The sequence below is a fragment of the Pseudomonas sp. WS 5051 genome (genome assembly GCF_012985715.1).
Lineage (GTDB): Bacteria > Pseudomonadota > Gammaproteobacteria > Pseudomonadales > Pseudomonadaceae > Aquipseudomonas > Aquipseudomonas bubulae.
On the sequence record NZ_JAAQWV010000004.1, the window covers coordinates 267,105 to 292,303 of the forward strand.

Annotated in this window: 32 protein-coding genes, 1 tRNA gene and 2 pseudogenes; 26 read left to right on the top strand and 9 right to left on the bottom strand. The window is 56.1% G+C overall.

Annotated elements, in window-relative coordinates; genetic code table 11:
• Positions 1-77: 77 nt before the first annotated feature.
• The 3 genes from HBN79_RS08435 to HBN79_RS08445 all read right to left on the bottom strand — a co-directional run bounded on the left by HBN79_RS08435 (position 78) and on the right by HBN79_RS08445 (position 2,276).
• Entirely contained in the window at positions 78-767 is a 690-nt protein-coding gene (locus HBN79_RS08435) for an endonuclease I family protein (RefSeq protein ID WP_095001986.1), read from the bottom strand.
• Between the two features lie 4 nt (positions 768-771).
• Positions 772-1,023, bottom strand: a complete 252-nt coding sequence (locus HBN79_RS08440) for a DUF1654 domain-containing protein (protein ID WP_095001985.1) — start codon at positions 1,021-1,023, stop codon at positions 772-774.
• A 173-nt stretch (positions 1,024-1,196) separates the two neighbouring features.
• Complete coding sequence (locus HBN79_RS08445) at positions 1,197-2,276, bottom strand: asparaginase (RefSeq protein WP_095001984.1); 1,080 nt, start codon at positions 2,274-2,276, stop codon at positions 1,197-1,199.
• 438 nt (positions 2,277-2,714) lie between these two features.
• On the opposite strand from HBN79_RS08445, the gene HBN79_RS08450 reads away from it, so the two are divergent.
• The 7 genes from HBN79_RS08450 to HBN79_RS08480 are packed head-to-tail and all read left to right on the top strand — an operon-like array spanning position 2,715 to position 9,674.
• Positions 2,715-3,668, top strand: a complete 954-nt coding sequence (locus HBN79_RS08450; RefSeq protein ID WP_095001983.1) for a sugar ABC transporter substrate-binding protein — start codon at positions 2,715-2,717, stop codon at positions 3,666-3,668.
• A 55-nt stretch (positions 3,669-3,723) separates the two neighbouring features.
• Complete coding sequence (locus HBN79_RS08455) at positions 3,724-5,280, top strand: sugar ABC transporter ATP-binding protein (protein ID WP_095018574.1); 1,557 nt, start codon at positions 3,724-3,726, stop codon at positions 5,278-5,280.
• Positions 5,277-6,254: an ABC transporter permease gene (locus HBN79_RS08460; protein WP_095001981.1), complete on the top strand. Its 978-nt coding sequence runs from the start codon at positions 5,277-5,279 to the stop codon at positions 6,252-6,254. The genes HBN79_RS08455 and HBN79_RS08460 overlap by 4 nt, the downstream gene beginning before the upstream one ends.
• A gap of 3 nt (positions 6,255-6,257) precedes the next feature.
• Positions 6,258-7,292 carry a LacI family DNA-binding transcriptional regulator gene (locus tag HBN79_RS08465; RefSeq protein ID WP_095023609.1) on the top strand — a complete coding sequence of 345 codons (1,035 nt, stop codon included), beginning with the start codon at positions 6,258-6,260 and terminating at the stop codon, positions 7,290-7,292.
• A gap of 10 nt (positions 7,293-7,302) precedes the next feature.
• Entirely contained in the window at positions 7,303-8,223 is a 921-nt protein-coding gene (gene rbsK / locus HBN79_RS08470; RefSeq protein ID WP_095018576.1) for a ribokinase, read from the top strand.
• Positions 8,220-8,624: a D-ribose pyranase gene (rbsD, locus tag HBN79_RS08475; protein WP_095001978.1), complete on the top strand. Its 405-nt coding sequence runs from the start codon at positions 8,220-8,222 to the stop codon at positions 8,622-8,624. Before rbsK ends, rbsD begins: the two co-directional genes overlap by 4 nt.
• A gap of 21 nt (positions 8,625-8,645) precedes the next feature.
• A complete protein-coding gene (locus tag HBN79_RS08480; protein WP_095023610.1) occupies positions 8,646-9,674 on the top strand; it encodes a nucleoside hydrolase in 1,029 nt (342 codons plus the stop codon).
• Positions 9,675-9,691: 17 nt separating this feature from the next.
• Here the strand turns inward: HBN79_RS08480 and HBN79_RS08485 are convergent, their stop codons facing one another.
• Positions 9,692-9,892, bottom strand: coding sequence for a hypothetical protein (locus HBN79_RS08485; protein WP_095001976.1), 201 nt, complete (start codon positions 9,890-9,892; stop codon positions 9,692-9,694).
• A 158-nt stretch (positions 9,893-10,050) separates the two neighbouring features.
• Between HBN79_RS08485 and HBN79_RS08490 the strand changes: the two genes are divergently transcribed.
• Positions 10,051-10,356 carry a hypothetical protein gene (locus HBN79_RS08490; protein WP_095001975.1) on the top strand — a complete coding sequence of 102 codons (306 nt, stop codon included), beginning with the start codon at positions 10,051-10,053 and terminating at the stop codon, positions 10,354-10,356.
• A 159-nt stretch (positions 10,357-10,515) separates the two neighbouring features.
• The gene (locus tag HBN79_RS08495; protein ID WP_095001974.1) at positions 10,516-10,824 is read left to right on the top strand and encodes an I78 family peptidase inhibitor; all 309 of its coding nucleotides are present in this window, start codon (positions 10,516-10,518) and stop codon (positions 10,822-10,824) included.
• A 70-nt stretch (positions 10,825-10,894) separates the two neighbouring features.
• On the opposite strand, the gene HBN79_RS08500 is transcribed toward HBN79_RS08495, so the two are convergent.
• Positions 10,895-11,107, bottom strand: coding sequence for a cold-shock protein (locus tag HBN79_RS08500; RefSeq protein WP_003179963.1), 213 nt, complete (start codon positions 11,105-11,107; stop codon positions 10,895-10,897).
• Positions 11,108-11,401: 294 nt separating this feature from the next.
• On the bottom strand, positions 11,402-11,704 hold the full coding sequence (locus HBN79_RS08505) for a hypothetical protein (RefSeq protein WP_095001973.1): 303 nt from the start codon (positions 11,702-11,704) through the stop codon (positions 11,402-11,404).
• A 362-nt stretch (positions 11,705-12,066) separates the two neighbouring features.
• Here HBN79_RS08505 and thrS point away from each other — a divergent pair, with 362 nt between their 5' ends.
• From thrS to HBN79_RS08550, 9 genes are all read left to right on the top strand, one after another.
• Positions 12,067-13,989 (top strand): threonine--tRNA ligase, encoded by a 1,923-nt coding sequence (gene thrS, locus HBN79_RS08510; RefSeq protein WP_095001972.1) that lies wholly within the window; start codon positions 12,067-12,069, stop codon positions 13,987-13,989.
• Positions 13,989-14,540, top strand: a complete 552-nt coding sequence (infC, locus tag HBN79_RS08515; RefSeq protein ID WP_169916631.1) for a translation initiation factor IF-3 — start codon at positions 13,989-13,991, stop codon at positions 14,538-14,540. Before thrS ends, infC begins: the two co-directional genes overlap by 1 nt.
• A 60-nt stretch (positions 14,541-14,600) precedes the next feature.
• Positions 14,601-14,795 (top strand): 50S ribosomal protein L35, encoded by a 195-nt coding sequence (gene rpmI / locus HBN79_RS08520; RefSeq protein ID WP_002553160.1) that lies wholly within the window; start codon positions 14,601-14,603, stop codon positions 14,793-14,795.
• Between the two features lie 29 nt (positions 14,796-14,824).
• Positions 14,825-15,181 (top strand): 50S ribosomal protein L20, encoded by a 357-nt coding sequence (gene rplT / locus HBN79_RS08525; RefSeq protein ID WP_003442184.1) that lies wholly within the window; start codon positions 14,825-14,827, stop codon positions 15,179-15,181.
• Positions 15,182-15,290: 109 nt separating this feature from the next.
• A complete protein-coding gene (gene pheS, locus HBN79_RS08530) occupies positions 15,291-16,307 on the top strand; it encodes a phenylalanine--tRNA ligase subunit alpha (RefSeq protein WP_169916545.1) in 1,017 nt (338 codons plus the stop codon).
• 26 nt (positions 16,308-16,333) lie between these two features.
• A complete protein-coding gene (gene pheT, locus HBN79_RS08535) occupies positions 16,334-18,712 on the top strand; it encodes a phenylalanine--tRNA ligase subunit beta (protein WP_095001970.1) in 2,379 nt (792 codons plus the stop codon).
• Between the two features lie 3 nt (positions 18,713-18,715).
• On the top strand, positions 18,716-19,018 hold the full coding sequence (ihfA, locus tag HBN79_RS08540) for an integration host factor subunit alpha (RefSeq protein WP_002553164.1): 303 nt from the start codon (positions 18,716-18,718) through the stop codon (positions 19,016-19,018).
• Positions 18,999-19,355, top strand: coding sequence for a MerR family transcriptional regulator (locus HBN79_RS08545; RefSeq protein ID WP_095001969.1), 357 nt, complete (start codon positions 18,999-19,001; stop codon positions 19,353-19,355). The genes ihfA and HBN79_RS08545 overlap by 20 nt, the downstream gene beginning before the upstream one ends.
• Before the next feature lie 79 nt (positions 19,356-19,434).
• Positions 19,435-19,511: transfer RNA gene (locus HBN79_RS08550), tRNA-Pro, on the top strand.
• An 82-nt stretch (positions 19,512-19,593) separates the two neighbouring features.
• On the opposite strand, the pseudogene HBN79_RS08555 reads toward HBN79_RS08550, so the two are convergent.
• Positions 19,594-20,304, bottom strand: a pseudogene (locus HBN79_RS08555) (tyrosine-type recombinase/integrase); the annotation flags it as partial.
• 180 nt (positions 20,305-20,484) lie between these two features.
• On the opposite strand from HBN79_RS08555, the gene ykgO reads away from it, so the two are divergent.
• A complete protein-coding gene (gene ykgO / locus HBN79_RS08560; protein ID WP_169916546.1) occupies positions 20,485-20,640 on the top strand; it encodes a type B 50S ribosomal protein L36 in 156 nt (51 codons plus the stop codon).
• 2 nt (positions 20,641-20,642) lie between these two features.
• On the opposite strand, the gene HBN79_RS08565 is transcribed toward ykgO, so the two are convergent.
• Complete coding sequence (locus HBN79_RS08565) at positions 20,643-21,092, bottom strand: hypothetical protein (protein WP_169916547.1); 450 nt, start codon at positions 21,090-21,092, stop codon at positions 20,643-20,645.
• Positions 21,089-21,283: a hypothetical protein gene (locus tag HBN79_RS08570; RefSeq protein ID WP_240882368.1), complete on the bottom strand. Its 195-nt coding sequence runs from the start codon at positions 21,281-21,283 to the stop codon at positions 21,089-21,091. Before HBN79_RS08570 ends, HBN79_RS08565 begins: the two co-directional genes overlap by 4 nt.
• Before the next feature lie 228 nt (positions 21,284-21,511).
• Between HBN79_RS08570 and HBN79_RS08575 the strand changes: the two genes are divergently transcribed.
• From HBN79_RS08575 to HBN79_RS08605, 7 genes and pseudogenes are all read left to right on the top strand, one after another.
• Complete coding sequence (locus HBN79_RS08575; protein ID WP_095002910.1) at positions 21,512-22,048, top strand: hypothetical protein; 537 nt, start codon at positions 21,512-21,514, stop codon at positions 22,046-22,048.
• 391 nt (positions 22,049-22,439) lie between these two features.
• Entirely contained in the window at positions 22,440-22,586 is a 147-nt protein-coding gene (locus HBN79_RS08580) for a hypothetical protein (RefSeq protein ID WP_169916549.1), read from the top strand.
• 146 nt (positions 22,587-22,732) lie between these two features.
• Positions 22,733-22,987 (top strand): antitoxin, encoded by a 255-nt coding sequence (locus HBN79_RS08585; RefSeq protein WP_169916550.1) that lies wholly within the window; start codon positions 22,733-22,735, stop codon positions 22,985-22,987.
• Positions 22,984-23,298: a type II toxin-antitoxin system RelE/ParE family toxin gene (locus HBN79_RS08590; protein ID WP_169916551.1), complete on the top strand. Its 315-nt coding sequence runs from the start codon at positions 22,984-22,986 to the stop codon at positions 23,296-23,298. The genes HBN79_RS08585 and HBN79_RS08590 overlap by 4 nt, the downstream gene beginning before the upstream one ends.
• Positions 23,299-23,468: 170 nt before the next feature.
• Positions 23,469-23,675, top strand: a complete 207-nt coding sequence (locus tag HBN79_RS08595) for a hypothetical protein (RefSeq protein ID WP_095020761.1) — start codon at positions 23,469-23,471, stop codon at positions 23,673-23,675.
• A 117-nt stretch (positions 23,676-23,792) separates the two neighbouring features.
• Positions 23,793-24,176, top strand: a pseudogene (locus tag HBN79_RS08600) (lysis system i-spanin subunit Rz); the annotation flags it as partial.
• Between the two features lie 150 nt (positions 24,177-24,326).
• Positions 24,327-25,121 (top strand): DNA adenine methylase, encoded by a 795-nt coding sequence (locus HBN79_RS08605; RefSeq protein WP_169916552.1) that lies wholly within the window; start codon positions 24,327-24,329, stop codon positions 25,119-25,121.
• Positions 25,122-25,199: the final 78 nt, after the last annotated feature.

Here is a 25,199-nt window from a genome sequence, read left to right on the forward strand (position 1 = left end):
GAACGTCGAAGGGCAGGGACAGCACCTTGAACCGCAGTTTTAACCAGGGCTCAAGGCGGGTGCAGGCAGGGGGGATTTTAACTGCAGGCTTTGAGGTTGACCGGGCCGACGAATTCGTTGCCACGGCCCATCACGCAGGCCACCGCCTGATTGCGCTGGCGCTCCCAGGCTTGAACCGGGTAGGTTTTGTTCCAGGCTTCGTAAAGCTGGCGGTCCTGCCTGGACAGACGCAAGTTGTATTGCTTGCTCATGTAAAAGTAGGTGCGCGCGATCATCCCGCGAATGGAGGGGCGGGGCATGACCTTTTTGGATTTGAAATCGACTTGTGTCAGGCACGAACCATATTGGCCTTTTTGCTCGGGCAACCAGCCAAAACTGAAATTGCTGCGGTCCCCGTTGACCTCGCCGATGCTGGGTACCAGGTTGTGCAAGTCGGCTTCAGCAACTTTGAACACCGGGTCATTGCGGGTGCAGTTTTTTCGCCCGCCACTTTGCCAGCATTGGCGCTGATGGCCGATCTGCCAGGCGGGAACGATATGTTCCCACTCGATGCGTGCGGCACGGTTGGCATTTTTGCGCGGGATATAACCGCAGGCTTTCAGATCGACGCGGTTGCCGGTGTATTTGCAACCGCAGTAGAACTCGGTGGACTGCGGCGCGTAGAGCTTCCAGGCAACCTTCTTGGCTTCGCTGAAGGTGTTCGGGGCCGCGGCCTGTGCGCTTGAAACGGTGAAAAGACCGAGCAGTACCAGTAAACAAACCCTCATTGACTCAGTCTTCCTCAAGCACGGTCCAGAAAACATTCACGCCGCCATCATCGCGGTGGGCGACAGTGACGTTATCGTTTTCAGAAATTTCTTCCAGCAGGCGTTCCCAGAACTCAGGGTTATCGCCTTCGAGTCGCTCAAGCACCGCCATTTTGTCTTTTTGAGCTTTTGGCGAGCTGATGATTTTTTGTATACGTGTGCCGAAAATTTCATAGGGGCTTGGCGGAGTCGGCTCTTTTGCTGCTTTTTTAGCCATGATGCAATCCTTGGTGTGCTGTATACGCATACAGTATTTAACTGCGCCACATTTGGCAACTGTTTGGTGCAACTGCCGGTTGTGCCGCAGCTTTTGTCCGACCAATAAAAAGGCCGCCTCCCATAGGGGAGGCGGCCTTGCTTATTCAGCGCGCCAAGGCGTCAAGCAAGCACTCAGTATTCCCAGAAGATGCGCTGCAGCTCTTTGCTGTCCTGGGTCTTGGTCAGGGCGACCATGGCCAGGATGCGGGCTTTCTGCGGGTTCAGGTCATGGGCAACAACCCAGTCGTTTTTGTCGTCAGGCTGTTCTGCGTTACGCAGTACGAAACCGCCGCTGTTTACGTGGGAAGAACGAATGATTTGTACGCCATCCTTACGCAGGGCTTGCAAGGTCGGCACCACGCTGGAGGACACTGAACCGTTGCCGGTACCCGCGTGGATGATGGCTTTGGCACCGGATTGGGCCAGCGCTTTATAGGCGGTGTCGTCCACATTGCCGTAGGAGTAGGCGATGCCAACGTTTGGCAGGCTCTTGATGTTCTTGATGTCGAACTCGGAGTCCATGGTGTGGCGCTTGGCTGGCAAGCGGAACCAGTAGGACTTGCCTTCAACGACCATGCCCAGCGGACCCCACGGGCTTTTGAAGGCTTCGGTCTTGATGTTGATCATTTTGCTGACATCACGGCCCGACTGGATTTCGTCGTTCATGGTGACCAGCACGCCTTTGCCGCGCGCATCTTTGCTGCCGGCAACGGCAACGGCGTTGTACAGGTTCAGCATGCCGTCAGCCGACATGGCGGTGCCCGGACGCATGGAGCCGACCACCACGATGGGCTTGTCGGTTTTTTCGACCAGGTTCAGGAAATAGGCGGTTTCTTCGAGGGTGTCGGTACCGTGGGTGATAACGATGCCATCAACGTCGTTGCTGTCAGCCAGTTCGGCGACCCGGCGGCCCAATTGCAGCAGGTTTTCGTTAGTGATGCTCTCGGATGCAATTTGCATCACTTGCTCGCCACGCACATTGGCCAGTTGGCTTAGTTCGGGGACGCCGGCGATCAATTTGTCGATACCGACTTTAGCGGCCGTGTAAGTGGCGCTGTTGGCAGCGCTGGCACCTGCACCGGCGATAGTGCCGCCAGTGGCGAGGATGATGACGTTGGGCTTGGTGACAGCCTCTTGCGCTTGAGCGGTCGGCAGTGCCAGCAGCAGGGCCAGTGCGCCCGGAACAAAAGTTTTCAAAACAGCATTTTTCATTGTTTTTTCTCTTATTAGTGAGTATGCCGATGACTGCACACTTTGCTCGGCATGTGCCATTTATTGACCATGCATAGAGACTGGAAAGCACTATTTGTGCCACTAAGCGAAGTTTCTCGGGGCGCACACAACGTATTGATTTATGGGTCTTTATTTCCACGATCCGCTTTCTGGAAAAGAAACCGGACGGTTTTCCGAACAGAAGCGTTTTTTTTGTTCGGAGAGTCGAATATCGATGTGTCTGATCGCGTTTTTTTTCACATTGACAAATAACAGGTGGCTTTCCATAGTGAGGGCCTAGCAAACGTTTGCGCCGTTTTCTTGAGTCTGTATTTCTGGCAGTCAGGCAGGACCTGATGCCAGTCACCCAGCTTTTGGCGCTCAGGCGTGTGCGAGCAGGACGTTGCTCACAATAATCATAAGATCGGAGTTGCCCCCATGAAGCTGCCATTTGCTGGACGCCTTCTTGCTGTCGCCATGCTGGCTGCGGCATCCCTTACCCTCCCTGTCGCCAATGCCGATACGCCACAAAAACCCAAAGTCGGCCTGGTCATGAAGTCCTTGGCAAACGAGTTCTTTGTCACCATGCAAAAGGGTGGCGAGGATTATCAAAAGGCCAATGCCGCCAGTTTCGACCTGATTTCCAACGGGATCAAAAATGAAACGGACACTGCGGGCCAGATCGACATCATCAATCAGATGATCATCGCCAAGGTCGATGCGCTGGTGATTGCGCCCGCAGACTCCAAGGCGCTGGTGTCGGCCATCAAAAAGGCCAGTGACCGTGGCATTGTGGTGGTCAATATCGACAACCAGCTCGACCCCCAGGTGCTGAAAAGCAAAGGGCTCGAAGTACCCTTTGTCGGGCCCAACAACAGGCAGGGGGCTCGTGAGGTCGGCGAGTACCTGGCCACCAGGCTCAAGGCCGGTGATGAGGTCGGGATCATCGAGGGTGTATCGACCACGACCAATGCGCAAATGCGCACAGCGGGTTTCACGGATGCAATGAACGCTGCCGGGATGAAGATTGTGCCGGTGCAGTCGGGCAACTGGGAAATCGACGGTGGCAACAAGGTTGCGGCGGGCATGCTCAGCGAGTATCCGAACCTCAAGGCCATCCTGGCGGGCAATGACAGCATGGCGCTGGGCGCGGTGTCGGCTATCCGGGCTGCAGGCAAGGTCGGCAAGGTGCAAGTGGTCGGCTATGACAACATCGATGCGATAAAACCCATGCTCAAGGATGGCCGCGTGCTGGCAACGGCCGATCAGGCTGCCGCCAAACAGGCGGTTTATGGCATCGAAACGGCGCTCAAGCTGGTCAAAAAAGAACCGGTTGAAAACCTCAAGGACGGTGTCATCGATACCCCTGTCGAACTGGTCATCAACAAGTAATCCCACTCGCTGTCGCAGGCACTTGCCCGGTCGGGCAGGTGCCCGGAGAAATGTCATGTCTGCTCCTGATGCCAGCGTGGTCCTCACGGTCAGCGGGATTGGTAAAACCTACACTCAGCAGCCGGTACTGGCTGCTATCGAGCTGTCGTTGCATCGCGGCGAAGTTCTGGCCCTGACGGGTGAGAATGGCGCTGGCAAAAGCACACTATCGAAGATCATGGGTGGCCTGGAGGTGCCGACTCTCGGGCACATGCAATTCAATGGCCAGGCCTATGCCCCGGGCAGTCGTGCGCAGGCCGAGCAATTGGGTGTGCGCATGGTCATGCAGGAACTGAACCTGCTGCCCACGCTGACGGTGGCGGAAAACCTGTTTCTGGACAAATTGCCCGGCCACCTGGGCTGGATCAGCCGCAAGCAGTTGCGCAAAGCGGCCATTGAGGCCATGAGCCAGGTGGGTCTGGAGGCGATTGACCCGGACACCCTGGTCGGGGAGCTGGGCATTGGCCATCAGCAGATGGTCGAGATTGCGCGCAACCTGATCGGCGATTGCCATGTGCTTATCCTCGATGAGCCCACGGCCATGCTCACCGCCCGTGAAGTTGAAATGCTTTTTGTGCAAATCGAACGGCTGCAGGCTCGTGGCGTGGCGATTGTGTATATCTCCCATCGACTTGAAGAGCTGGCACAGGTGGCGCAGCGGATTGCCGTACTGCGCGATGGTTGCCTGGTGTGCGTCGAGCCCATTGCCGATTACAACAGCGAGCAACTGGTCAACTTGATGGTGGGCCGCGAGTTGGGTGACCAGCTGGATTTGGGCGAACGTAGCTTGGGTGAAACGGCGCTTGAAGTCTGTGGTATCAGCCGCTCGGACAAGGTACGAGATGTATCGTTTAAAGTCAGAAAAGGCGAGATTTTCGGGATTTCCGGACTGATCGGGGCAGGGCGCACCGAACTGCTGCGACTGATCTATGGTGCCGATGTGGCCGACAGCGGCACGGTTGCAGTGGGTACTCCTGTGCAGGTAGTGACCATCCATTCGCCGGCAGATGCTGTCCGGCAGGGCATCGCACTGATTACCGAGGACCGCAAGGGTGAAGGCTTGCTGCTGACCCAGTCGATCAGTGCCAACATCGGCCTGGGCAATATGGATCGGATTTCAAGCAGTGGCTTGGTCAACCGGGAGCAGGAGGCCGCATTGGCCCGGCGTCAGATAGACGCCATGGGCATCCGCAGCAGCGGCCCGGAACAAGTGGTGTCGCAACTGTCCGGTGGCAACCAGCAGAAGGTCGTCATTGGCCGCTGGCTGGAGCGCGACTGTTCGGTTCTGCTGTTCGATGAGCCTACGCGCGGTATCGATATTGGCGCCAAGTTCGATATTTACCGGCTGCTGGGCGAGCTGACGCGCAAGGGCAAGGCGCTGGTGGTGGTGTCGAGCGATCTTCGCGAGTTGATGCTGATTTGTGACCGCATTGGCGTGCTGTCTGCGGGCCGGCTGATCGATACCTTTGAACGTGACAGCTGGAGTCAGGAACAGTTACTGGCGGCAGCTTTTGCCGGTTATCAAAAACGAGATGCGTTGCTTGCTGAAGCCACGCCAAAGGAAGCCTCATGAACCCTACCCGCGTGCCGCATAAAAGTGCACATAACTACTACGGAATGGGCACCTACCTCGGGTTGGCGGGCGCCTTGCTGGCCATGATCATTCTGTTTTCCAGCCTGAGTGAACATTTTTTCTCCTATGACACGCTCAGCACGCTGGCCAACCAGATCCCCGACTTGATGGTGTTGTCGGTCGGCATGACCTTTGTGCTGATCATCGGCGGCATCGACCTGTCGGTCGGCTCGGTGTTGGCCCTGGCAGCGTCGGCGGTCAGTGTTGCGATTCTGGGCTGGGGCTGGAGTGTATTGCCTGCCGCTTTGCTGGGCATGGGCTGTGCGGCCCTGGCGGGCACCCTTACGGGGTCGATCACGGTGGCCTGGAAAATCCCGTCTTTTATTGTCTCGCTGGGGGTGCTGGAAATGGCCCGGGGCGGGGCCTACCAGCTTACAGGATCGCGCACGGCGTATATCGGCGACGCGTTCGCCTGGCTTGCCAATCCGGTTGCCTTTGGCATCTCGCCCGCGTTCATTATTGCGTTGCTGATTATTGTCATCGCCCAGGCGGTGCTGACGCGCACGGTGTTTGGGCGCTATCTGATTGGCATTGGCACCAACGAAGAAGCCGTGCGCCTGGCCGGTATCAATCCAAAGCCCTACAAGATTTTGGTCTTTAGCCTGATGGGGTTGTTGGCAGGAGTGGCAGCGCTGTTTCAGATATCCCGCCTCGAGGCGGCAGACCCCAATGCCGGTTCGGGCCTTGAACTGCAGGTGATTGCGGCCGTGGTGATCGGTGGCACGAGCTTGATGGGCGGGCGCGGTTCGGTGATCAGTACGTTTTTTGGTGTGCTGATTATTTCAGTATTGGCCGCAGGGCTGGCTCAAATCGGCGCGACGGAACCCACCAAGCGTATTATTACCGGTGCTGTCATTGTGATAGCAGTGGTATTGGACACTTACCGCAGTCAACGCGCACAGCGACGGAATTGAGCAATGGCAACGATTAAAGATGTCGCGGCAATGGCAGGCATTTCGTACACGACGGTTTCTCATGTTTTGAATAAAACCCGCCCTGTCAGTGAACCTGTGCGCTTGAAGGTTGAGCAAGCCATTGCACACCTGGAGTATGTACCCAGCGCGGTAGCACGCTCGCTCAAGGCCAAGACCACAGCGACCATCGGCCTGCTGGTGGCCAATAGCCTGAACCCGTACTTTGCCGAGTTGGCGCGAGGTATCGAGGATTACTGTGAGCGCAACAATTACTGCGTGATCCTGTGCAACTGTGATGATGACCCGGTCAAGCAGCGCAATTACCTGCGGGTGCTGCTGGAAAAGCGTGTGGACGGGCTGGTGGTCGCTTCGTCCACAGGCGACCTGGGGATGGCCAGCGGGTTGGTCGGCGTACGCACGCCGATGGTGATTGTCGATCGCAGCTTTGAGGGGGTTGAGGCTGACCTGGTGTGCATCGACCACGAACTGGGGGCTTATCTGGCTACGCGGCACTTGCTCGATCTGGGGCATCGTGCCATTGCCTGCATTGGCGGGCCCGCCGCCACCCGTGTCGCGCAGTTGCGTATGGCCGGGTATCGGCGTGCGCTGCTGGAGGCGGGTATAACGCCTCAGGGGCAGTGGATGGTCGAGAGTGACTTCAGCAGTGTCGGGGGCTACAACGCGGCGGTCAGCTTGCTGCAGCACAACCCGCCCTCGGCCATTTTTGCCTGCAACGACATGATGGGCATCGGCGTATTGCGAGCGGCGGCCGAGCGCAATATTCGGGTACCCCAGCAGTTGTCGGTGATTGGTTTTGATGATGTACAGATGAGCCGTTATGTCTATCCGTCGCTGACAACTGTCGGGCAGTCGATCCTGCAATTGGGCGAGATCGCTGCCCAGTTATTGTTGCGCCGCATTGCCGTACCCGGGCGGGCGGTGGAGCAGCGGATCGTCAAACCCGACATTGTGCTGCGCGAGTCCACCCGGGCTTATGCGCAAGCACCGTTGAAATCCCCCCCTACAATCACTGGATGAGTGTCGATACATGCAAGCGAATGTTGTGGTTGCAGGCAGTCTGAATATGGATCTGGTCACGCGTACCGAGAGATTGCCGCGCCCGGGGGAAACGGTGTTCGGGCAATCCTTTACCACCGTGCACGGTGGCAAGGGCGCGAACCAGGCGGTAGCAGCGTCGCGCCTGGGTGCCCGGGTGGCAATGCTCGGCTGTGTCGGCGGTGACGCCTATGGCGTGCAGTTGCGCGACGGCTTGCTGGCTGACCGGGTTGATTGTGTGGCAGTGCGCACCGTGCCTGATTGTGCCAGCGGCGTGGCCCTTATCACGGTGGATGCCTGCAGCCAGAACACCATTGTGGTGGTGCCGGGTGCCAATGGCTGCCTGGCCGCGGAAGATATCCGCGCCTTTGATCACGTCTTGCAAGGTGCGCAAGTGCTTGTTTGCCAGCTTGAAGTGCCGATGGAAACAGTCGGATGCGTGCTGGCGCGTGGACGTGAACTGGGCAAAGTGGTGATCCTCAATCCCGCCCCGGTCAGTGCTCCGTTGCCGGGGCACTGGTATGGCGCCATCGACTACCTGATCCCGAATGAGAGCGAGGCCTGGGCGCTTAGCGGTGTGCCGGTTGATTCCCTTGAGTCGGCCGGGCGGGCTGCCCGGCGGTTGGTCGAGCTGGGCGCGGGCAAGGTGATTGTCACCCTGGGCGCGCTGGGGGCCTTGTTTGTCAGTGCCCACCGAGTGATGCACTTTACTGCGCCCAAGGTCGAGGCGGTGGATGCCACGGCGGCGGGCGATACCTTTGTCGGCGGCTTCTCTGCCGCGCTGGCGGCGGGTATGGAAGAGGACGACGCGATACGCTTTGCGCAGGTCGCCGCCGCGTTATCGGTCACTCGGGCGGGGGCTCAGCCTTCGATTCCATTGTTGCGTGATGTTCAGGGCTTTAAAGCACCATGAAAAAAACACCGCTGCTGAATATCGCCTTGTCGCGGCTGGTTGCCTCGCTGGGGCATGGCGACATCGTGGTGATTGCCGATGCCGGTTTGCCGGTGCCCAAGGGCATCGAACTGATTGATCTGGCCCTGACTCAAGGCGTGCCTGATGTTGCCAGCACGTTGCGCGCCCTGCTCAGTGAGATGCAGGTGCAAAGCCATGTGCTCGCCACTGAGTTGTTGCAGGCGCCATGCCCGGCGCTGTCATGTATCGACGAATATGCAGGCAAGGGGGAGTTGGGCTCAAGGAGCCTGCTCACCCATAATGCTTTCAAGGAACTATGCCTGCAGGCAAAGGTGATTGTTCGTACTGGAGAGTGTCGCCCGTACTGCAATATTGCCTTGGTCTCTGGCGTGACTTTTTAGACAAATAACCAGGGAGTTGTGATGCCACGTTTTACCCGGATTTTTCAGCCATTGATCAGGAGTGTCTTGTTCGTGTCCGCCATCACGATGTCGAGTGTTCAAGCCGCAGACAAGATCGATTTGATCATCGACACGGACCCCGGCGCCGATGATGTGGTCGCTCTGCTGCTGGCACTGGCTTCACCGGAGCAGTTACAGGTGCGGGCCATTACCACCGTGGCGGGCAACGTACGGCTCGACAAGACCTCGCGCAATGCCCGGCTGGCCCGGGAGTGGGCAGGGCGCGAAGACGTGCCGGTGTATGCCGGGGCGCCTAAACCCCTGGTGCGTACGCCGATTTACGCCGAGAACATTCACGGCCAGGAAGGCGTCACCGGTGTGCCTGTGCATGAGCCGGCCAAAGGTCTCGAAAAGGCCAATGCGGTCAATTACCTGGTTGATACCTTGCGTGCAGCCAAGCCAGGCAGCGTGACCATTGCCATGCTCGGCCCGCAGACAAACCTGGCCCTGGCCTTGATCCAGGCCCCGGAAATCACGCAGGGAATCAAGGAAGTCGTGGTCATGGGCGGCGCCCATTTCAATGGCGGTAATATCACCCCGGTTGCCGAGTTCAACCTTTATGCCGATCCGCATGCGGCAGACGTGGTGTTGAAGAGCGGGGTGAAACTGACCTATGTACCGCTGGATGTGACACACAAGATCCTTACCAGCGAGGCGCGACTGAAGCAGATCGCTGCACTGGGCAATACGGCCGGCAAACTGGTGGGCGATATTCTCAATGAATATGTGAAAGGCGACATGGTGCACTACGGACTGCCTGGCGGGCCTGTTCACGATGCCAGTGTCATTGCCTACCTGCTCAATCCTGCGCTGTTCTCCGGGCGTGAAGTCAACCTGGTCGTGGATACTCGCGAGGGGCCGACCTTTGGCCAGACTATCCCGGACTGGTACAACACCTTGAACCAGCCCAAAAACGCCTTTTGGGTCGAGAGCGGTGACGCGCAGGGCTTTTTTGACTTGCTTACCGCGCGTCTGGGCCGGCTCAAGTGAAGTGAGGTTGCGCGCCGTCAGGTCAGCCTGACGGGCTCGGCCGGTTTGTACTTTTCGAACACCTGACTGACGAACGCTCGGGCAGCTTCCGTGCCGAGCTCTTTAACCAAAAGGTCGATGCCGATAATGGCCAGCTCTTCAGGGCTGCCAGGGCTGTATGAGCACTGTCCTTGATGCCACTTGGCCTTGATATCTGCATCGATGCTGACTGTTGTCATGGGGTGCTCATGGGAAGGGGGCGTGAAAAGGCGATTTTAGCAAAAAGTCGTCATTTCGCTATGAATAGACCAAAGTAAATATTGGTTTTTGCACCCTCAACAGCCCATGACCCCCGCACTGCGTGCCACACTTGCACTTTTTGGGAGCGGTGCAGGCCATGCAAATTGATCTAAACAACCCTGAGGGCTTTACTCTTGGCGCTGTGCGTCAGTTGCTGGCCTCGGCCAGTGATGATGCCCATACACAGTTGCGCGTGACCAAGACGGGTATCGCTTATATTTCTTCGGGTGTGGTGGGCGGTGTCGATATCGACGGTCTGCTTTTCAGGCTGGAGACCTGGGCGGCAGGTTCTGGCTATGTCGGAAAAGTTGCAGCAAGCGATGAGGTCTGGGTCATGCAGATATTCAATGCCCTCAAGGACAACTGGCCTAATCCGCCGTTCGATTACATTGATGTGTACTGACACCTGAACATATTTGGCAATGATTAGGGGTGCACGGTAAAAGTCGGCTCGGGCACACTTGCCGGTGCTGGCAAATCAGAAGGCGCTGAGAGGCGTCATGCAACCTATGTGCGAAAAAGCTGTCGCAAGGGTTCAGACTATTTATCTTAAGGAGGCTTCATGTCTTGGAAGCTAGTGTCATTGGGTTCGTTGTTGGCGGTCTTGGCACTGTCCGGATGCAGCACCGCAAGTTCGGTCAAGGAGCCTGTCGCCGAGGCGGGGCATAGCCGTTGCGATGCTAAATCAGCAGCATTTGCAGTCGGTCAAAAGGCTTCGGCGCAGCTTCTGGAACAGGCCCGTATCAAGGCTGGTGCGCAGAACGCGCGTATTTTGATGCCGCATGACGTGATGACGCTTGAGTACCGCTCGGACCGTCTCAATCTCAATGCGGACGACGCTGGCATCATTACCCGGGTTAACTGCGGCTAACCTGGCCTGACATTGCGTCAGGCATAAAAAACCCCGTCACATGGACGGGGTTTTTTTGTTCGCGGGAGATTTACTCCGGACGAACCTGTGCAGCTTGCATACCCTTTTGGCCTTTCTCAGCCACGAAGGAAACGGTCTGGCCTTCTTTCAGGCTTTTGAAACCGTCGCTTTCGATAGCTTTGAAGTGTACGAACAGGTCGTCACCGCCACCTTGAGGAGTGATGAAGCCGAAGCCTTTTTCATCGTTGAACCATTTTACGGTGCCGGTTTGGCGATTAGACATGGTGTATCTCCAAGAAACTTATATTTTCAGTAGTACTGTGCTGCTCAGGCCAACTGGGCACACCGAGGTATCATAGTCGAAATGTGCGCTTTGGGAGCCCCCCTGAGCTACAGATTGCTGCAATGTTAACCCTCGTCTGCTCTTTGAAATGCTCAAGACCCCCGGTTTACGGGGGGTTGAGGGCTAAAGGCTGTTAGAAAAAAAGCAGTCGAGAATCAATATTTTTTACGTGCAAGAGCGTTTTTGACTGTTTTTGCTCTCCTCACGGCTCAATTCGAGCCGTGAGGAGGGTGGTTATTTCTTGGCCCGGCAAGCCTGGATGGCGTCCAGTGCCCGGGTGCGAAGCTCTGCGCTAGGCTGGGTTGTCTTGCTCATCAGCTGTGTGATTTCGGCGCTTGTGAACTTCTCGGACAGCTTGTCCGCACCGCATGCGCAATGCTGTTGGGCCGTTTTTGCGTCAACACTTTGGCTGGCTGCCGCTACGCAGTCCTTCATGTAGTCTTTTTTGGCGCCTGCAGGCCAGTTATCGGCCTGGGCGCTCAGGGGTAGCAGCAGCGCCAGGGGGGCTGCGAAGGCGAGTAAGCGGATCGTGCGCATAAGATGCTCCTTGTAGGCATTAAAACCGAGTGTGTATCACTGAGTATGTGAAAGGTAAGTGGAGCTCAAGTTCACCCTTTTGTAAAAAACCCCGTTTTCTCGCGGATGCGGGGAGGGGTGCGCAACAGGCGTATCCATCTGTGCTAGCATGCCGCCCTGGCTATTTCCTGCATTCGCGTGTTCCTTGAACCGTCATGCAGTGCCATTAACCTTTTTGATTTGAACTCCAGTCACTCTGGTTCGGTTTTAGGTTCGCCGCAAGGCTCCTGCCACTGTGAGGCAGGCATACCACCGAATCGCGTACTGGCTCATCCCAACCCACGTGACCTTTGGTAGGGGTCACCACTAGGAGAGGAGGCGCCATGCCAACTATTACTCTTCCCGACGGCAGTCAACGCTCTTTCGATCATCCAGTTTCAGTAGCCGAGGTTGCCGCTTCAATTGGCGCCGGCCTGGCTAAAGCCACCGTGGCCGGCAAGGTCAACGGCAAGCTGGTGGATGCCTGTGATCTGATTGAAAACGATGCCACCTTGCAAATCATCACGCCCAAGGATGAAGAGGGGCTGGAGATCATTCGTCACTCTTGCGCCCACTTGGTCGGTCATGCGGTGAAGCAGCTGTTCCCGACGGCCAAAATGGTCATCGGGCCGGTCATCGACGAAGGCTTTTACTACGATATCGCCTATGAGCGTCCGTTCACCCCGGATGACATGGCTGCTATCGAACAGCGCATGCAGCAACTGATCGAAAAAGACTACGACGTCATCAAGAAAGTGACGCCGCGTGCCGAAGTGATCGAACTGTTTGCTGCCCGTGGTGAAGACTACAAACTGCGCCTGATCGAAGACATGCCGGACGAGCAGGCCATGGGCTTGTACTTCCATGAAGAATACGTCGACATGTGCCGCGGTCCTCACGTGCCGAACACGCGTTTCCTCAAATCGTTCAAGCTGACCAAGCTGTCGGGCGCCTACTGGCGTGGCGATGCCAAGAACGAGCAGTTGCAGCGTATCTATGGCACGGCCTGGGCTGACAAAAAGCAGCTGGCGGCCTACGTCCTGCGTATCGAAGAAGCCGAAAAGCGCGATCACCGTAAAATTGGCAAGCGCCTTGGCTTGTTCCACACCCAGGAAGAAGCCCCGGGCATGGTGTTCTGGCACCCGAATGGCTGGACCCTGTACCAGGTACTTGAGCAGTACATGCGCAAAGTACAGCGCGACAATGGCTACCTGGAGATCAAGACTCCTCAGGTCGTTGATCGCAGCCTCTGGGAAAAGTCCGGGCACTGGGCCAACTACGCCGAGAACATGTTCACTACCCAGTCGGAAAGCCGCGACTACGCGATCAAGCCGATGAACTGCCCTTGCCATGTGCAAGTGTTCAACCAGGGCCTGAAAAGCTACCGCGAGCTGCCGCTGCGTCTGGCCGAATTCGGTGCCTGTCACCGTAACGAGCCGTCGGGCGCCCTGCACGGCATCATGCGTGTGCGTGGCTTTACCCAGGACGATGCCCACATCTTCTGTACTGAAGAGCAGATGCAGGCCGAGTCGGCTGCCTTTATCAAGCTGACGCTGGATGTCTACGCTGACTTCGGTTTCAAGGACATTGAGCTCAAGCTGTCGACGCGTCCTGAAAAGCGTGTGGGTTCGGATGAGCTGTGGGATCGCGCCGAAAGCGCATTGGCTTCAGCCCTTGATAGCGCTGGCCTGGCGTACGATTTGCAACCGGGCGAAGGTGCCTTCTACGGTCCCAAGATTGAATTTTCTCTGAAAGATTGTCTGGGTCGTGTCTGGCAATGTGGTACCCTGCAGCTCGATTTCAACCTGCCGATCCGTCTTGGCGCAGAATATGTGTCCGAAGACAACAGCCGTAAGCACCCGGTTATGCTGCACCGCGCGATCCTTGGATCGTTCGAACGTTTTGTCGGTATCCTGATCGAACATTACGAAGGCGCATTCCCTGCTTGGCTGGCTCCAACCCAGGCAGTGATCATGAATATCACTGACAAACAGGCAGATTTTGCTGCTGAAGTTGAAAAAACTCTCAATCAGAGCGGATTTCGTGCCAAGTCTGACTTGAGAAATGAAAAGATCGGCTTTAAAATCCGCGAGCATACTTTGCTCAAGGTTCCTTATCTCTTGGTTATCGGAGATCGGGAAGTCGAGATGCAGACTGTCGCTGTGCGTACACGTGAAGGTGCTGACCTGGGCTCGATGCCCGTCGCGCAATTCGCTGAATTCCTCGCACAAGCGGTTTCCCGGCGTGGTCGCCATGATTCGGAGTAATTATTATTAAGCGTGAAATGAGACAAGATAAACGAGCTGCACCGAAAGCCCCGATCAACGAGAATATCTCGGCACGCGAGGTTCGGTTAATTGGGGCTGAAGGCGAGCAGCTTGGGATTGTGTCAATTGAAGACGCGCTTCTTAAAGCTGAAGAGGCCAAACTGGACTTGGTGGAAATTTCCGCTGATGCAGTACCCCCAGTTTGCAAGCTGATGGACTACGGCAAATCTATCTTCGAAAAGAAGAAACAGGTTGCTGCTGCAAAGAAAAACCAGAAACAGATTCAGGTTAAAGAAATCAAGTTTCGTCCAGGGACGGAGGAAGGGGATTACCAGGTAAAACTGCGCAACCTGGTACGTTTCCTGAGTGATGGGGACAGGGCCAAGGTATCGTTACGATTCCGCGGCCGTGAGATGGCCCACCAGGAGCTGGGTATGGAACTGTTGAAGCGGGTTGAAGCTGACCTTGCGGAATACGGTACCGTCGAACAGCATCCTAAGATGGAAGGACGCCAGCTGATCATGGTCATCGCCCCGAAAAAGAAGAAGTAATCAATTGGGCACGGCAGGCCTTCTGATTATGTTTATCAACTGAATGCGGAGTATCCGAACATGCCAAAGATGAAGACTAAAAGTGGTGCTGCTAAGCGGTTTCTGAAAACTGCTAACGGTATCAAGCACAAGCACGCTTTCAAGAGCCACATCCTGACCAAAATGTCGACCAAGCGTAAGCGTCAACTGCGCGGTAGCAGCTTGCTGCATCCGTCTGACGTGGCAAAAGTCGAGCGCATGCTGCGCCTTCGTTAATTTTTGGTTAAGACTAGAGGAAGTAACTCATGGCTCGTGTAAAGCGTGGCGTTGTCGCCCGTAAACGTCACAAAAAAATTCTGAAACTGGCTAAAGGCTACTACGGCGCACGCTCACGCGTATTCCGTGTTGCCAAGCAAGCGGTAATCAAGGCAGGCCAATACGCCTACCGTGACCGTCGTCAGAAAAAACGTCAGTTCCGCGCTCTGTGGATCGCTCGTATCAACGCTGGTGCTCGTATCAACGGTCTGTCTTACAGCCGTTTCATCGCCGGCCTGAAAAAAGCTTCCATCGAGATCGACCGTAAGGTTCTGTCTGATCTGGCAGTGAACGAAAAAGCGGCGTTTGCTGCGATTGTCGAGAAAGCTAAAGCCACTCTGGCTTAAGTACCCCCGACAGTCACTTGGGCTTGCCTGTGTAAGCCCGGGTGCTAAACGTCATAAATAGGGGAAGAGCCTTCAAGCTCTTCCCCTATTTTGTATCTGGAGTCTGTACATGGAAAACCTGGATGCGCTGGTCTCTCAAGCACTAGAGGCTGTGCAAAGCGCTGAAGATATCAATGCCCTGGAGCAAATCCGGGTTCAATACCTTGGCAAAAAGGGTGAATTGACTCAGGTGATGAAGACCCTGGGCAATTTGCCAGCAGAAGAGCGTCCGCAAGTCGGTGCCCTCATCAACGTTGCCAAGGAGCGTGTCACAGAGGTTCTCAATGCGCGCAAGGCGTTGTTTGAAGAGGCCGAGCTGGCCGCCAAACTGTCTGCCGAGTCCATTGACGTGACCCTGCCTGGCCGTGGCCAGACCTCTGGCGGTCTGCATCCGGTGACCCGGACTCTGGAACGTATCGAACAGTTCTTTACCCATATTGGCTACGGCATCGCCGAAGGCCCTGAGGTTGAAGACGACTATCACAACTTCGAAGCGCTCAACATCCCAGGCCATCACCCGGCCCGGTCGATGCATGACACCTTCTATTTCAATGCCAACATGTTGTTGCGCACCCATACCTCGCCGGTACAGGTCCGCACCATGGAATCCAAGCAGCCGTCGATCCGCATTGTCTGCCCGGGCCGTGTGTACCGTAGCGACTCGGATATCACCCATTCGCCGATGTTTCACCAGGTCGAAGGCCTGCTGATCGATCGCGATATCAACTTCGCTGACCTGAAAGGGACCATCGAAGAGTTCCTGCGGGTGTTCTTCGAAAAAGAACTGGCCGTGCGTTTCCGTCCGTCCTACTTCCCGTTCACCGAGCCTTCCGCTGAAGTGGATATGGAATGCGTGATGTGCAGCGGTAAAGGCTGTCGTGTCTGCAAGCAGACTGGCTGGCTGGAAGTCATGGGCTGCGGCATGGTTCATCCGAACGTGCTGCGCATGTCCGGGATCGACCCGGAAGAGTTCTCGGGCTTTGCCTTCGGCATGGGCGTTGAGCGTCTGGCCATGCTGCGTTACGGCGTGAACGACTTGCGTCTGTTCTTCGACAACGACTTGCGGTTCCTCGCGCAATTTCGCTAGTCGTAACGAATTCTTAGGAGAGCAGGATGAAATTCAGTGAACAATGGCTGCGTGGTTGGGTAAACCCGCAGGTAGGTCGCGACGAGCTGGTTGCTCGTCTGTCGATGGCCGGTCTTGAGGTCGACAGCGTTACGCCGGCCGCCGGTGTATTCAGTGGCGTGGTTGTGGGCGAGGTGCTGAGCACCGAGCAACACCCTGATGCTGACAAGCTTCGTGTTTGCCAGGTCAGCAATGGTGCCGAGACTTTTCAGGTAGTGTGTGGTGCGCCCAACGTGCGCCCTGGCTTGAAAATCCCGTTCGCCATGATCGGTGCCGAACTGCCGGGTGACTTCAAAATCAAAAAGGCCAAGCTGCGTGGCGTTGAGTCCAACGGCATGCTGTGCTCGCAAGCAGAACTGCAAGTGGGCGAGGGCAATGACGGCCTGATGGAGTTGCCGGCCGATGCACCGGTGGGCGAGGACATCCGCGTCTATCTGGGTCTTGAAGACGCCAGCATTGAAGTCGACCTTACGCCGAACCGTGGCGACTGCCTGTCGCTGGCAGGTCTGGCGCGTGAAGTGGGCGCTCTGTATAACGCCCAGGTGACTCGCCCGGTGGTTGCGCCAGTTGCTGCGGTACACGAGGAAGTGCGTCCGGTTGAAGTGCTGGCACCTGCTGCTTGCCCGCGCTACCTGGGCCGTGTGATCCGCAATGTCGACCTGTCCCGGCCAACGCCGCTGTGGATGGTTGAGCGCCTGCGTCGCGCTGACGTGCGCAGCATCGATGCCGCTGTCGACATTACCAACTATGTCATGCTGGAACTGGGTCAGCCGTTGCACGCGTTCGACCTTGCCGAGATCAATGGCGGCATTCGTGTACGCATGGCTGAAGAAGGCGAGAAGCTGGTACTGCTCGACGGCCAGGAAGTCACCTTGCGCAGCGACACGCTGGTGATTGCAGACCATACCCGCGCTTTGGCCATTGCCGGCGTAATGGGTGGCGAGCACAGCGGTGTGACCGACAAGACCCGCGACATATTCCTTGAAAGCGCTTTCTTTGATCAGATCGCCGTTGCTGGCAAGGCCCGCTCCTACGGCCTGCACACCGACGCTTCGCACCGCTACGAGCGTGGCGTGGACTGGAAACTGGCCCGTGAAGCCATGGAGCGCGCCACTGGCCTGCTGCTGGAAATCACTGGCGGCGAAGCTGGACCGATCGTTGAAACCGTCAGCGAGCAGTATCTGCCATCGATTGCACCGATCACCTTGCGTGCAGCGCGTATCAGCCAGATGCTCGGCATGGAAATGGACGCGGCGGAAGTTGAGCGTCTGCTCAGCGCCCTGGGCCTGACCATCACCGCTGAAGGGGCAGGGCAATGGCGCGTAGAAGTGCCAAGCCATCGCTTCGATATCAGCCTGGAAGTTGACCTGATCGAAGAACTGGCGCGCCTGTACGGCTACAACCGCCTGCCGGTCCGTTACCCGCAGGCCCGTCTGGCACCGCAAGCCAAAGCAGAGGCGCGTAGCGACCTGCCAGAGTTGCGTCGTTTGCTGGTTGCTCGTGGTTATCAGGAAGCAATCACCTACAGCTTTATCGACCCGAAACAGTTCGAACTGTTTAGCCCGGGTGTTGAACCGCTGTTGCTGGCCAATCCGATTTCCAACGACATGGCTGCCATGCGTGCCTCGTTGTGGCCCGGCCTGGTCAAGTCGTTGCAGCACAACCTGAACCGTCAGCAAGATCGCGTTCGCCTGTTTGAAAGCGGCCTGCGTTTTGTTGGCCAGCTTGAGGGTCTGAAACAAGAGCCGATGCTGGCGGGTGTTGTTTGCGGCAGTCGTCTGCCTGAAGGCTGGGCTCAAGGTCGTGATGTTGTCGACTTCTTCGACGTCAAGGCTGATGTAGAAGCGGTGCTGGGTTTTGCCGGTGCCCTGGACGCGTTTACCTTCGTGCCGGGCAAACATCCTGCTCTGCATCCGGGCCAGACTGCACGTATCGAGCGTGACGGTCGCGAAGTTGGCTATGTCGGTGCCATCCACCCTGAGCTTTCAAAAAACCTTGGTCTTGACCGTCCAGTGTTTGTTTTTGAACTGGTTCTGGCAGAAGTGGCGGCAGGTAAAATGCCGAAATTCCATGAGTTATCGCGCTTTCCTGAAGTGCGTCGTGACCTGGCGTTGTTGGCCGATCGTGACGTTGCAGCCAGTGCTGTGCTGGATGTAATTCGTGAAAATGCAGGCGAATGGCTGACAGACCTAAGGTTATTTGATGTTTACCAGGGTAAAGGCATTGATCCGCATAGAAAAAGCCTTGCAGTTGGCTTGACCTGGCAGCATCCATCGCGCACTCTTAATGACGATGAGGTGAACGCCGCAACGCAAAATATCCTCACCTCGCTTGAACAAAGGTTGAACGCCACGCTAAGGAAGTGACGTATGGGGGCTCTGACAAAAGCTGAGATGGCGGAACGTCTTTACGAAGAGTTGGGCCTGAATAAACGCGAGGCCAAAGAATTGGTCGAGCTGTTTTTTGAAGAAATCAGGCACGCTCTTGAAGACAACGAGCAGGTCAAACTGTCAGGTTTTGGCAATTTTGATCTGCGTGACAAGCGACAGCGGCCTGGCCGCAATCCGAAAACGGGAGAAGAAATCCCGATCACGGCTCGCCGTGTAGTCACTTTTCGTCCAGGGCAGAAGTTGAAGGCCCGAGTAGAGGCTTATGCTGGAACCAAGTCATAACGACGAGCTCCCGCCGATCCCTGGCAAACGCTACTTCGCCATAGGCGAAGTCAGCGAGCTGTGCGGTGTAAAGCCGCATGTGCTGCGCTACTGGGAGCAAGAATTCCCTCAGCTCAACCCCGTAAAACGTCGCGGAAACCGCCGGTATTATCAGCGCCAGGATGTGCTGATGATCCGGCAGATTCGTGCGCTGCTTTATGACCAGGGTTTCACCATTGGAGGTGCGCGCTTGCGGCTTTCCGGTGATGAAGCCAAAGATGACACCACGCAATACAAGCAGCTGATCCGCCAAACGATCTCCGAATTGGAGGATGTCTTGCTGGTACTGAAGAAATAACCGAGGCATTTAAAATACTTTCGTATTTCAAAAGCTTAAGGTATATTTCTCAACGTTCTAGCAAGTTGTAACGCCTAGTCGGGGCGTAGCGCAGTCCGGTAGCGCACTAGCATGGGGTGCTAGGGGTCGAGTGTTCGAATCACTCCGTCCCGACCATATTATTCAATGACTTAGCCACCTTCTCGGTGGCTTTTTCATTTCTACCCTAGTGACTTTTCGAGTGACCTTGGGTTTTCTGCTATCCCTGCCTCCTCTTCAGGATCGTCAGCGCTGGTGCGCGTGAGTCGGTTACTGATACCTTGTTTGCAGCCTCAATCAGTTGGTCCAGCTCTGCCGCTGAGTAGTGACTGGTGATGCTGCCGTTCTTATGGCCGAGCAATGCTTTGCGATCTTCCTCAGTCACGCCTGCTGCACGCAGCCTTCTGCCAAAGGTGTGCTTCAGGTCGTGAATGCGGATCCGGACGAAACCATCATGTGCCGGCCGCAAATACTTCTCCTGCCATTTCTTCGCCGCCCTGACCCTGGCCTTCTTCCAGGCTGAGTCATTCATCCGGTGCATCGCAGTACCGTTGTAAGGAAACACCCATTCCTTGCTGATACCACGCTGCTTCTCAATGATCGATATGGCCACGGTGTTGAGCACCACCAGGCGCTCATCACCATTCTTCACTCCCGACCGCTCATGCCGGCCGCCAAAATCGGCCGGTATCAGAAACACACTGGTGCCCAGTTCCGCTACCGCAATCTCCCAATCCCATTTCAACTTGCACACCTCCTGCTCGCGACAGCCCGTGTTCACCTAGAACAAAGCCATCGTCTGCAAGTGGGCGGGCAACTCCCCAAAAAGAATCGACTGCTCTTCCCAGGACATGGGGTAGGGCTTGCGGCTCGATTTCTTCTCTTCCAGTTTTGTCAGCATGGGCACGCTGTCCAGCCAAAGCAGCTTTTGTGCTCCGGGTGTCGGTCTTATCGACTTGATCCCAGATCCGCATATTCATGGACACGACAAAATCCTTGCCGCGATCTACGCAGCATCAAGAAGGGTTAGGGGAAATATGAGTTGCTAAACATTCTCATTCGTATTTAAGATATGTTATTACGTTTCAACTCACCGCAAGGAGCCTCACCGATGAAAGTGCTGTCCTCACTCAAAGAAGCGAAAAATCGTCACCGTGACTACCAGATCGTTAAGCGCCGTGGCCGTATTTATGTGATCTGCAAAACCAATCCGAAGTTCAAGGCTCGCCAGGGCGGAGCGAAGAACAAGAACAAAGGCAAGGGCTGACCTTACGCAGCGTCGGCTTTGCGTTGATCCGCCCGGTCGGCGGCAAGGTCTGTCGCCAGTTCCTCGGCGCGGGCCTGGCCGTACTCATTGGCTCGGGGACGAATCAGTGACTCGGCAAGATCGTGCAAGGCAGTTGGGTGATGCTTGGCCTTTGGCGTGCCCAGAGCCGAGCAGGCCAAGTCGTAAGCCTTGCCATGAACGCGGCTCCCGCCGGCAATGATTTCGCAAATCATCTGCTCGATCGGGTACTCGCGATTGTCGGTCAGCAGCGGGGGCGATGTGTTCTTGTGCCCCAGGTGTTCGGCCAGCGCTTCGTACAGCGACTGTGGTGTAACCAAGGCAACCGGTTTGCCGAAGGATCGCGGCGCGGTGACGGTGTCGCCGCAGATCAGGCTGTTGATGGCATCGTAAAGCCAGTCCGGGCCTTCGACGGTATCCAGAAAGTCAGTCATGGCAGCGACTCCTGTTCGAGTTTACGGGCGAAAGCACAGGCATCGTTATGCTCGCGGCGAAAGCCTTTCACCTTGCCGGTACCGGTATCGACGATGTGGAAGAACTCGCCACTCACTGGCACTACCCGGTAGCGCGGGGCGCTCTTCGGTGTGCTGGAGCCGGCAAGCCCGAGGCTAAGCGCGACGAACATATTGCGGCTCTGGTTTATTGCGAGCGCTACATCACAGTAAGCGCGTTGACTTGGGGTCATGGTCGCCTGCAGAGCTGTGGATTATTCATCTTCACTTCTTTCGCTGACATTCATGGGGATGAAATGAGTTTTTGAAGTTGGCTAGGATTGAGTATTTATGCGCTGAAATTTAATGAACCCTTTGAAGGGGAGCGCTTCTAAAGTCATTCAGTCCATCGGAGGCGTGCTGTGACTAAGATCATCACTGAGGAAATCCGGCTTCATCAGGAGTCGCCCTCAGACGTTTTTCTATTTGGCACTCCTAAAGATCGTCTAGATTTCTATCGGAGAGAAATTCACTATGAAACAAGTTTGCTCTCGAATAGAACGAACGCATATTTAACGGCCCAATCGTTCTTGGTTATTGCGTTTGCCTCTTCAATGGCGAACCTCAATCCCAGATGGGGCGAGCTTTTTACCTTGGTTGTACCAACCTTGATGGCCATCCTAGGAATATTTAGCTCATTGCATGCCTGGCCTGGGTTTAGGGCCTCGTATGTCATCATTGATCATTGGCATTTCAAACAAAGTCACTTATTGCGAAGTGACCCGGTTATGGGGGAGGCCTATGATGACTCACCCTTATTTAACGAAAAAGAATCGAGTCAGCAGGGGTATCGCAAATCGCTAATGTTCTCTATGAGGACACCATGGCTATTTGTAATTTTTTGGGCGCTGCTTGCAGGTTTTTGTATTTATGTTCAGCTCACTAATTCTAGCCCGTGAGCCTGGTAAACCTTTTCTATGATGGCTGACATTTCACCGAGACTTTCCACAGCTCTCATTCCCCCCAACCTGCTCAGCGAGCGGCCTGTAGTGATGCTTTCCGTTCAGGCTGCGCTATGCCTGAATGCGCAGGTAAATCTCCTCCCGGTGACCCACCGCGTGTGGCCAGTCAGAAGATTAACTTTATGACGCGGGAGCTATACGACAAGGCAGCAGCGCTTAAAAGCGCAGCGTTTGCAGATGTTGTGGGTTCCGTGGCGAGCAGAGCGATTATTGATCAAGGGACGAATGCCAGCGGCAGCTTTATAAAGTTTGCAGATGGCATGTTGATCACATGGGGTATACGCATCATCAGTCATGGCGCAGGGGGTGATCTTCGCGCAGGGCGCGGTTGGCGCCTTTGATTGCTGTCGAAGTCCAGTGGATCGAGCAGGAGCGTAAGTTCGTGGCTGAGCAGTTGGAGGCCATCGAGGATGGCGAGCAGGTAGCGGGCACAGAGCGCCTGTGGTGTGACTACCGTAATCAGGTTCGAGCCTAGAAACTGGATGCAAAGGGCTATCCCGATTCAAACATGCGGCCATTACGTCCAAGCTAGCCTGGGAGAAGTCCCGGTCGTCCAGTCGATGGCCCACATTCCCACATTTGTGCGAAGATCAGGGCGTAGATCACGTATGGAGTTGCCACATGAGCCGCCTGACCATCGACATATCCGAGCAGCAGCATCAGAGCCTGAAAGCGTTGGCCGCCTTGCAGGGCAAGACGATCAAGCAATACGCCATCGAGCGCCTGTTTCCGGGCAATGTCGACAATGATCCGGCATGGCAAGAGCTCAGAGGCGTACTGACCGCCCGCATCAACGATGGCCTGGCGGGCAAGGTTTCGGCCAGGGGCATTGGTGACATCCTTGATGAAGAACTGTCCGGGGAAAGCCGGGTTTGAGCGGTGCCTACGTTCTTACGCTTGAGGCTGAAGCCGACTTGCGCGGGATCATCCGCTACACGCGCCAACAGTGGAGTGACCAGCAGGTGCGTGTGTATATCGGCAGACTGGAACGCGGTATTGCGCGCCTTGCCGCCATTCAAGGCGCTTACAGGGACATGAGCGACCTCTACCCGACGTTGTTGATGGCTCACTGCGAACACCATTACGCATTTGCCCTGCCGCGTGAAGGTGCACCTGCTTTGATCGTGGCGATATTGCATGAACGCATGGACCTGATGACGCGACTGGCAGAACGGCAGAACAAGTGATGTCTTGCTGAAATGAAACTGCAGTACCGAACCCCGCCAAGTGCGGGATTTTTTTGTCTCGAGATAGGCATACCTTCCAGCGAAGCAAGACTTCAGCCCATGTCGTTGGAAATGATGGCATAAAGCCTGCTACAGTCGGCGCCGAAATTATCCAGGTAAGGAAGTACCAAGTGAAGGGCATCCAGTTTTTGGCTGTAGTAGGCGCGGCATTGTTGATAAATGGCTGCGTGGTGCAGAGCACCTATAGCAAGACTATTTCAGTGACGAAAGATGCCAACGGCAAGATCATTCAAACGGTTGAAAGCGAAACTGTGGTTCAGCCAGCCAATGGCTATCCAATGCGCCTGGAGAAAATCAAAGGTATCCAGCCACAGTAAATACCTGCACCGATTCAAAGAAACCCGCCGAGTGCGGGTTTTTTATTATCTAAAGAAAATCATGCCCATCACAGCGCAGCAACTGCTGCAGATCCTCCCGAAACCGAACGCACCGATCTGGCCAATGCCAACTCCGCACAAATTCTGGCAGAGCAGGGCAAGCGCCTCGCCCTGGAGCAATGGCTGGCAGCCAGTGACCAATCCCATTACCGAGCCCTGACCGATGAGAAAACCAAACAAGCCCGCCTGCGTGATCGCCTTGCTACTGCTGACCTGCGGCTGTCAGTCCAACTCGACGCCGCCGCAACTGGTTGTGACGCAGTGCCGCCCGCCACCGGCGCCGGCAGCGTGGTTTATGGCGCCCATAGAGCCCGACTTGACTCAGCGCATGCTCAACGAATTATCGGAATCACCGGCGACGGCGACGGCGAGGGCGATCAAGGACTGACCGCGCTGCAGGCCTGCCAGGCTTACGCCAAAGAAGTATTAGGCACAAAGTAAAAGGAGCGGCCGAAACTGGATGCGTCAACATCCAGCCCGGCCACCAAACCCGCAGAACAGTCCTGCAAGCCCAGTCAAGGCTCCTGCTTCGTGCATAAAGCGGAGCGAGCCAAGCACCTGTCTATCTATACAGTAAAGGTCTTGCACATTATGTCTTCACCTATCATCCCTTGGATGGGCGGCAAACACCGCCTGGCCGACCGCCTTATCCCCCTGTTCCCACCCCACGAATGCTACGTCGAAGTCTTCGCCGGCGGCGGGGCGCTGTACTTCCTGCGCCCACAGCCCGCGCCTTGCGAAGTGCTCAACGACATCAACGGCGACCTGGTAACCCTGTACCGCGTGGTGCAGAACCACTTGGAAGAATTCGTGAGGCAATTTAAGTGGGCCCTTAGCTCACGGCAGATTTTCGAGTGGCAAACAATGACCCGCCCGGAAAGCGTGACCGACATCCAGCGTGCGGCCCGATTCTTCTACCTGCAGCACCATGCCTCCGGTGGCAAGATCACAGGACAGGTCTTCGGTACCGCAACTACAGCTCCTGCAATCAACCTGCTGCGCATTGAAGAAAACCTGTCTGCAGCCTGGCAGCGCCTGGCCGGCACTTACGTTGAAAACCTGCCCTGGCTTGAGTGCGCAGAGCGCTACGACCGGCCGCATACCTTCCATTACATGGACCCGCCTTACTGGCAGACCGCTGGTTACGGTGTGGACTTCCCTTTTGAAAACTACGAGCGCATGGCTGATTTTATGCGTCGCTGCAAAGGTAAGGTGATGGTCAGCATCAACGACCATCCGGACATTCGGCGAGTGTTTGAGGGGTTTCATTTTGAGACAACCGAGATCAGGTACACGACCACGAATCAGCGGCAGGGGAAGGCTGAGGTGACGGGAGAGTTGATTGTGATGAATTGGGAGCAGGAGGCTTTGGGGGGGCTATTTTAGTAAAGCTTTAGGGTGGTTGGCTGTAACCGCCCTAAAGCTACTATTTCCCTAAATCTGCAATCGCCTAGGATTGAACCA